Source organism: Neobacillus muris, assembly GCF_943193175.1.
Taxonomy (GTDB): domain Bacteria; phylum Bacillota; class Bacilli; order Bacillales; family Cytobacillaceae; genus Neobacillus; species Neobacillus muris.
On sequence record NZ_CALPDF010000054.1, the window covers coordinates 21,192 to 29,128 of the forward strand.

Genomic DNA, 7,937 nt, shown 5'->3' on the forward strand with positions numbered 1-7,937 from the left:
GATTATGAAACGATTCCTAATTGTCATATTTATGATGGTAGTTGTAGCGATTGTGGCAACTTGGATGCTAGGAAAATACCATTCGACCGTACAGCTTAATTTGAGGATACTAATTGCCATAGGTGGATCCCTCTTATCAGGCGTATTGACCTTTTTTATGTCGAAACAGGATGTTAATCGTGTGGATGCCATCTCGAATAAAAAATAATTTAATGAAGAGATACGGAAGATGAAACACTGATAAAAAAGAGTGTTCGGTTAATGAATTGTTGAAGGGTCAGGAATTCACCAATCTATTGTTTCATACCAATTATGTATGTTTTTAAAATCTTAGATGGCGTTTAAAATGGTAGGAACGACAATTTTTTAATCAATAGACAATCCATAAATTGAACATGATTGTCACATTTAAATCGATCTAGGAGAGATTATTATGGGACAACATCATCATAGCCATGATCATAGCCACAGCCACGGTCATGGACACAGCCATGCACCAGCCAGTTTTGGTTTTGCATTTGGATTTGGTATTATTTTAAACACTATATTTATCGTGGTTGAGGTAATTTACGGGATATTGGGCGATTCACTAGCCCTGTTAGCAGATGCGGGACATAATATAAGTGATGTTCTTGGATTGGTTATTGCTTGGATTGCAGTTTGGCTTGGAAAAAAAGCTCCTAGCAATAAGCGGACTTATGGTTTCAAAAGAAGTTCTATACTATCCGCCTTATTTAATGCCGTTTTCTTACTGGTAGCAATTGGTGCCATTGCTTGGGAGGCGATACAAAGATTTTCTTCACCGCAACCAGTAGCAGGAAAAACGGTCATCATTGTCGCTCTAATTGGAATTGTGATCAATGGTTTAACAGCGTTTCTCTTTATGTCAGGAAGGAAAAACGATCTTAATATTCGTGGTGCTTTTATGCATATGGCTGCCGACGCTATAGTATCTCTAGGTGTAGTTATTGCTGGTTTTGTTATTCTTTGGACAGGATGGCAATGGCTAGATCCAGTAGTAAGTTTAGTAATTGTGGTTGTCATTTTTATTGGTACATGGGGATTATTAAAAGAATCATTCAATTTATCTCTTGATGCTGTTCCTGAAGGAATTGATATTAGCAAAATAAAGGACTATTTAAAAAATCTACCAACAGTTTTAGAAGTACATGACTTACATGTTTGGGGTATGAGTACAACAGAAGCCGCTTTAACTGTTCATTTAATTCGATCTGGAATAGAAGATAACGATGAACTGCTTCAAAAATTGACAAAGGAATTACACGATCAATTCGGCATAGAACATGCCACAATACAAATTGAAAAAGGAACATTTAGTTGTTCCCTGCAACCTGAAGGTAGCATTTAACTACTTTGGCAAGCCAGCAATTTCCACAAGGGAATTGCTGTTTTTATTAGTGTAAGGAGAATACACCTTTGGGCTAGTGTAAATAAAGCTTGTGCTTTCTTCTATATATTTAGGGTTTGGCATATCTTAAATTGATAAAATGTTCAATCAAGACGACTTGAAAATGGGGGTTAAGAATGATTGAAGACATAAAGATAAGCTTTTTAATTACCCTACTTATTTTTGGAGCAATGTTTTTAGGTGGACTCACAATTCGACTTATGTTCCTTTTTTTAAATAAAAATACTGTGTACTTACAAATCCTTTGCGGGGGGTTGTTAACGGGTTTGTTTGTATTTGAGTTATTACCTGATACCTTTAGCCATTTTCAGACGATTGGTATTTTTACGGGCATTTCGGCTGGTATTTTTATTATGATTACAACAGAAGTTCTTTTACATAACAATTCTAGCATTCACAGGGGTAATCATGAGACAGTTTATCTTTTATTAGTTGCGCTAATCATTCATAGCATTCCAACAGGGGTCACCTTTGGTATGAGTCTGCAACTAGGCCAATTGATGAACTACGGACTATTAACCGCTTTTATCCTTCATCATATTCCTGAAGGAATGATTATTATGGGTTCCTTTCCGAATATACAAGGAAAAAATAGCCTTTTTATATTTAATTGTTTTATCCTTTCTATCATGATTGGTATCAATATTTTTTTAGGCCAGAATATTAGAATAGATTCATTAAAATGGAATACCGTCTTGATGGGAATGACTTTAGGAACGATGAGTTATGTCACATTTTATGAATTGCTTTGGAAGAAATCCAGAAATCTTCCTAAAGGTAAAGTGGCTTTAATCGTACTTATAGGAATGATTGGAATGCATTATTTCATACGTTTTCTTCCATCCCATCAATAGAATAATTTAGTGGGTCAGTTAGAGACTAACAGTTGTTTAGTCAATAAAAAGAAGGAATTCTTGTGACTCACATGACAGATCATCATCACACAGGAGAAACTGTGTCAGAAACTGGTACTTATATTTGTGCTGCTGGAGAAAAAAAGAACTGCAAAAGGGGAATACATTTCCTGAGTGTCCATCCACAGGAAATTCTACCACGTGGACCCATGCAAGCCACACTCATAGAACTGGAGAAATTGTTATGGAATCTGGCCATTAGATAGATGCAGATGGAGAACATGTAGTACTCCAGCAAGGAGAAAAATTCCCAAATTGTCCTTCAATTGGGGAATCTATAACTTGGACGCATGAACAATAAATAAAAATTGCTAAGTTAAAATTGAATTAATACAGATGAAAACAGCCTTTTTTTGTAGGGCTGTTTTTATTATTTGTTGCAAAACAATGATAAGAAATATCAACCATTAAAAGAAAATGAAGCCGACAGTTTACTGACGGCCTCTTTATTTATTTGGCTCTATATGAACATGTACATCGTAGACTCCATAAACTTTCATCATGACTTTTTCAACATGTGTAGCTATACAAAGAATGGTAGCATATTTCTGAACTTTTGCACTCTTAGCTTGAAAACGAATATTTAAGGAGCAACCTACCCCTTTTTAGATGGCATCTGTCAGCCACCTTCAATACAAGTTGAAGTAGAACTTCCTACAACTGAATTCAATTCTTGAAGCAGCAAAATGAGAAGTTCGTTTTCAACTATTGATTCTAATGGTTGTTTCGTAAGAGGTACATTATACTTTTCGAAAATATTTGCCGTGTCTCCCCAAACATCAACAATTGCTTCTGGAGTCATATTAGATTGTATGACCATTTCAAGCCCTCCTATTATTAAAGTGGTGCAAATCAAATCTTTGAAGCACCGATTAAACAGATAAATCTATAATACTCCAGCTTGGATAGTGTTAATTCTTCCGAATGATGGTCATTATACTACAATTTGAATAAAAGTATTGTATGTGCAAAATTTATTGTAAACTGACAATTTCAGAACTCGATATATAGTTAATAAAAAATGACTATCAAAAAAACAAACATTTTGATAGTCATTATTCGTTAGATGTTAATGTTTCAGATAGATAGCCCCGGCTAACGTTTTTTACAATTACTGTATTGTAATTCCGTTCGGAACTTCACCCACATTTATTGTATCAACAACTTCATTTTTATCATTGTCTATAACACTAACTGTATTATCGTACATATTGGTTACATAAACAAATTTATTATCTTTACTTGCTACTACTCCATGAGCGCCTTTTCCTACTTTTATCGTAGCAGCAACTTGTTTCGTTTTTAAATCGACTTTTGTAACAGTATCTGAAGGATTCTCGGTTGTACCTTGGTTCGCTACAAATGCATATTTGTCATCGGATTGAATATAAACTTGTGCGGGACCTGTACTAACTTGAACCTTTTCAACTTTGTCAGAAGAAAGATCAACAATCGCAAGGCTGTTTTCTCCATTTAATGTTGCTACTAGTGTTTTATTGTCTGAAGTTATTCCAGTAGTAACAGGAGCTTTACCCACAGTAATTTTTTTAGTCTCTTTCAAATTATCTAAATCAATTACACTTACTGTATCCTCACTCATATTGGCAATATAGGCAAATTTACTGTCTGTTGAAACTCGGAATCCGTGTGGACCTTTACCAGTTTTAATTGTGCTAACCACTTTGTAAGAAGTTGTATCGATTACAGATACGTTGTTACTTTCATTATTCGTAACAAGAGCATATTTATTGTTCTGCGTAAAGACAATATGTGCCGGATGCTCTCCGACCTCAACCTTTTGTATTAATTTATTAGATTTAATATCATAAAACAATGCATAACCATTCATTTTCATATCCATGTCCATGTCCATTGAATCGCCATCATGTTCCCCATGTCCGCCCATATTTGGAACCATCGTAGCCCCTAAAATTTTATCATCGGGTGATACTTGGACATTATGAACAGCACCTTCAGCATCGATTGATTTCATAACCTTATTCGTTTTAGCATCAATTTTTGAAATTCCATTTTCATTAGCTGTGAAATAGAAAGATGATGCCTCAGCTTGTTGGCTTTGTGAAGTTTGTTCCGACTTCTTAACCTCTTTTTTGTCGGGAGTCGTTGTTGTATTTCCACAAGCGGCTAAAAAGACACTCGTTGCTAATGGTATCGCTAATAAAGCAATCTTTTTCATATTGTTACCTCCAAAATGTTGTTATATCTACTATTCATTTATAAATTAACTTTTTGCAGAAAACATGTAGATTTTTTGTCCTTTTTGTGAACGAAGTAGTACAACCTACTGTTAAAGATTTACTTGGATTTTGCATTTCCAATAAAAAGAGGTACTAAATCTAATGCGATTTGTACCTCTTATAGCGCGCCACATTAGTATCTTTATAAGCCCAACCCCTATAAAGTTCTATGCAACATTTTTTAATTATTTAGAAAATTTTCAAAAGAAGTGTGTTACTTAACAACCTCTATTATTAAGTTTGGTACTTAACCATCATTTCTATTGACTGTATTGTTCTTTCCTGTTTGATTACGGCCACTGAAATGCACCACTAATGACATCTTTTGTACCAAGCAATGCCAACGCATTTACCACTAAACGACAGGGTATTTACCAGAGTGACCCTTGGGTTAAAAAGAACCCAGTGGAAAAGGCAAGCGAAGCGTTTCTTGATACTGAGTAGGCGGGTATGATAAACTGTCCAGCTGGCAGCCCCCCAGCGACCATCGAGACGCCCAAGGGGGATGCCCGGCAAGGGCTACCACATCATACCCGCCAGAGCAGAGGATCAGTGTCAAGAATGCCTTTGGAACGGACGGTAAGAGGGTTGGTAAATGGGTTGGCTACTGCTGGTAAATTCCTTGTATAAGGGTGGTAAAAAAGATGGCACAGATGGTAAAAAACTGTGGCTGTAATCACTGTTTTAATAAAATTTTTTTATTAGATATTTCCATAGTTACAGGGAAGTCCAATTCAATATTATGAATTCTCCTTAATTCAATTGGAATTGAAACTCGCCCATTACTAAAAATACATTGGTTTAATTGATTATGGTGTTGATTATCCCATTTCTCAATTACTAAAACGTCATTATCATAATAAATTGTTAAAAAATCCCCATTTTGAATATTTAATTGTTTTCGAACTTGTTTTGGGATCCCAATTTGACCATTTTTACTAATCTTCTTGTTTGTCAATGGTTTCACCTCTTTATGTCCTTTTTCCTTAATAATAGATAATCAATAATTTGATTTTCCAAGGTATTATAAATTGGAACTGTGTAGAAAGTTTGTAGATTTATGAAATAGTTAGAATTTCATAAATCTTAATAAATGCGGGGCTAAAAAATGTAGTAAGAGATTAACTATCTAGTTTTTTCTGTAAAATCATGATGAAGTATATTTATGGAAATTTTTTCGCCTCATAAAGTAATAATCCACAATTTAAACATATTTTCTCGATATTTTCTCAACACTTATTTTTTATTCTGTTGGAAAAGGATACGGGGGAGTGACAATGTTGAAAGGATTAAAAATAATATTGTTAGGTGTTGGTGTGATCGTGGTGGGATTTTCCAGCTTTTTTATAACAAGTTATTTTATTAATGGAAATGAGGATAAGGGAACTACCATTACTAAAATTCAGAATAACGGTAATACGCCGAGCAGACCTAATGTTAGCGGTATAGAAAATGTATTGACTAAAGAAAATTATGATGGAACTGTTGAGATAAAAACTACCTTACTAACAGAAAAAAGCAGCAATAATCAACTATTATTTGAGGTTGTTATGAATACTCACTCCGGAGATCTACTACAGTATGATTTTGCTAAATTGGCTAATATAGGCTTTGGTAAGGAAACCAATAATTCCGGAATATTTGAGTGGCAGCCTTCTAATCAAGACTCTCATCATTTAAAAGGAATTTTAACATGGAAAGGGCAGATCGATAAAAACCCTAGTTTTATTGATCTCGACTTAAAGACCATCGATCAAATCCCTTCCCGAATTTTTCATTGGGAAAAAAGCAAAGCAATTGATGAAATGTTGAAAAAATAGGTGAGTTTCGAAACCAGAATCCTTAGCATGGGCCGTGGGAATATTCCTTCATAAAAAATCCACTTTTATTTTATATCATGGTAAAAGACTCTGATGGCAGGGATAGAGAGGTGAGTGATTTGGGATGCTGTAGTAATAATAGAGGGCCAAATAAGATCTCTAATAAAATATTTATGCCCTTTTGGATAATTACAATAGTTATTATCGCATTAATCAATTACTTCTTAAATTAAGTGGCTGCATTCCAATAGGGATTCAGCCTTTAATTATTAGTAATTAACAAGTAAAAACAAGAGGTGAGTGAGTAATGGAAAATATTCAACAGATTGATAGGGTAGCCTTTGAAATTGGCCCAATAACAGTATACTGGTATGGAATAATAATCGGTGCTGGGTTGTTATTGGGATGGATTTTGGCATCTAAAGAGTCAAAAAAGTTAGGATTAAGCTCAGATATTTTGGCTGATTTCTTATTATGGGCGATACCTATAGCCATAATAAGCGCAAGAATTTATTATGTCCTTTTTGAATGGGGATACTATAAAGAAAATCTTGGAGAAATCTTTGCTATTTGACATGGTGGTATTGCCATTCACGGAGCGATCATCGGAGGAACCATAACGGCGATTGTTTTTACAAAAAGGAAGGGTATTACATTTTGGGAACTTGCTGATATTATTGCTCCAACAAGAAGCACACGGGGCTGAGGTGACAAGAACATTATTAGAAAATTTGCATCTGCCAAAGTTTATTATTGATCAAATGTATATTGATGGTTCTTACTATCATCCTACTTTTCTATATGAATCAACTTGGAATTTTATAGGGTTCATCATTCTTTTATTTATGAGACGGACTCATTTGATACGTCAGGGTGAAGTGTTCCTTTTATATGTTATTTGGTACTCAATTGGACGATTCTTGGTAGAAGGACTACGTACTGACAGCTTAATGCTGACTGATTCCTTGAGAATGGCACAGGTAATTTCATTATTTCTCTTAGGAGTTAGCACATTTTTCATCATTATCAGAAGATGGAAGGAGCTTGCAAAAGAACACTATACGGTGTAGATAGAAAAAAGGCTAAATAAAAATTAAGAATGCGCCGAGAATTAAGCGCATTCTTTTCCTTTTGGTATTCGGATAAGTGGTAATAGAATTTTTTTGGTTTTCTATAGGTTATTCATCATATTTTTTGTACCAGTACCACTATTGTTTGTACCCTCCATCATTCCTCCATCCTCATGGCAGGCTTTGTACATTTTTTGTAAATCCTCTTTTGAGGAATCTGGATGCATTTTTTGCATGAAAGGCAGCATTTTTTCAAAACTTAAACCATCACCTGAATTGTTATTTCCAGCTGCAAATACAGCTGTTCCAGCTCCAAGAACTAAAGCTCCACTTAAAATGCTAACAGCAATTTTTTTCATGATATAACAACTCCCTCTATAAATGTTGATATATCAACGGTTTGACCCGTTGGTGAAGTGACAAAAAAATATTTTTCGACATGTTTC

Annotated in this window: 8 protein-coding genes and 1 pseudogene; 5 read left to right on the plus strand and 4 right to left on the minus strand. The window is 34.6% G+C overall.

Annotation, left to right across the window (positions count from 1 at the left end; genetic code table 11):
- Positions 1-4: 4 nt before the first annotated feature.
- The 3 genes from NFS43_RS22195 (at position 5) to NFS43_RS22205 (ending at position 2,283) form a co-directional block, all read left to right on the plus strand.
- Positions 5-208, plus strand: a complete 204-nt coding sequence (locus tag NFS43_RS22195; RefSeq protein ID WP_251555078.1) for a hypothetical protein — start codon at positions 5-7, stop codon at positions 206-208.
- Between the two features lie 225 nt (positions 209-433).
- A complete protein-coding gene (locus NFS43_RS22200; protein WP_251555079.1) occupies positions 434-1,369 on the plus strand; it encodes a cation diffusion facilitator family transporter in 936 nt (311 codons plus the stop codon).
- 176 nt (positions 1,370-1,545) lie between these two features.
- Complete coding sequence (locus tag NFS43_RS22205; protein WP_251555080.1) at positions 1,546-2,283, plus strand: ZIP family metal transporter; 738 nt, start codon at positions 1,546-1,548, stop codon at positions 2,281-2,283.
- Between the two features lie 679 nt (positions 2,284-2,962).
- Here NFS43_RS22205 and NFS43_RS22210 read toward each other — a convergent pair.
- The 3 genes from NFS43_RS22210 to NFS43_RS22220 all read right to left on the minus strand — a co-directional run bounded on the left by NFS43_RS22210 (position 2,963) and on the right by NFS43_RS22220 (position 5,559).
- A complete protein-coding gene (locus NFS43_RS22210) occupies positions 2,963-3,163 on the minus strand; it encodes a hypothetical protein (RefSeq protein WP_251555081.1) in 201 nt (66 codons plus the stop codon).
- A gap of 291 nt (positions 3,164-3,454) precedes the next feature.
- Positions 3,455-4,540 (minus strand): YncE family protein, encoded by a 1,086-nt coding sequence (locus NFS43_RS22215; protein ID WP_251555082.1) that lies wholly within the window; start codon positions 4,538-4,540, stop codon positions 3,455-3,457.
- Between the two features lie 737 nt (positions 4,541-5,277).
- Complete coding sequence (locus NFS43_RS22220) at positions 5,278-5,559, minus strand: AbrB/MazE/SpoVT family DNA-binding domain-containing protein (RefSeq protein WP_251555084.1); 282 nt, start codon at positions 5,557-5,559, stop codon at positions 5,278-5,280.
- 319 nt (positions 5,560-5,878) lie between these two features.
- On the opposite strand from NFS43_RS22220, the gene NFS43_RS22225 reads away from it, so the two are divergent.
- Positions 5,879-6,421, plus strand: a complete 543-nt coding sequence (locus NFS43_RS22225) for a hypothetical protein (RefSeq protein WP_251555086.1) — start codon at positions 5,879-5,881, stop codon at positions 6,419-6,421.
- Positions 6,422-6,728: 307 nt separating this feature from the next.
- Positions 6,729-7,491: pseudogene (lgt, locus tag NFS43_RS22230) on the plus strand (prolipoprotein diacylglyceryl transferase).
- Positions 7,492-7,592: 101 nt separating this feature from the next.
- On the opposite strand, the gene NFS43_RS22235 reads toward lgt, so the two are convergent.
- The gene (locus tag NFS43_RS22235; protein WP_251555087.1) at positions 7,593-7,850 is read right to left on the minus strand and encodes a hypothetical protein; all 258 of its coding nucleotides are present in this window, start codon (positions 7,848-7,850) and stop codon (positions 7,593-7,595) included.
- Between the last annotated feature and the right edge of the window lie 87 nt (positions 7,851-7,937).

Excerpts from the sequence above, each read along its gene's own strand:
- NFS43_RS22235 (WP_251555087.1), bottom strand. The coding sequence starts at position 7,850 with ATGAAAAAAATTGCTGTTAGCATTTTAAGTGGAGCTTTAGTTCTTGGA.
- NFS43_RS22210 (WP_251555081.1), bottom strand. The coding sequence starts at position 3,163 with ATGGTCATACAATCTAATATGACTCCAGAAGCAATTGTTGATGTTTGG.
- NFS43_RS22225 (WP_251555086.1), top strand. The coding sequence starts at position 5,879 with ATGTTGAAAGGATTAAAAATAATATTGTTAGGTGTTGGTGTGATCGTG.
- NFS43_RS22205 (WP_251555080.1), top strand. The coding sequence starts at position 1,546 with ATGATTGAAGACATAAAGATAAGCTTTTTAATTACCCTACTTATTTTT.
- NFS43_RS22195 (WP_251555078.1), top strand. The coding sequence starts at position 5 with ATGAAACGATTCCTAATTGTCATATTTATGATGGTAGTTGTAGCGATT.
- NFS43_RS22215 (WP_251555082.1), bottom strand. The coding sequence starts at position 4,540 with ATGAAAAAGATTGCTTTATTAGCGATACCATTAGCAACGAGTGTCTTT.
- NFS43_RS22200 (WP_251555079.1), top strand. The coding sequence starts at position 434 with ATGGGACAACATCATCATAGCCATGATCATAGCCACAGCCACGGTCAT.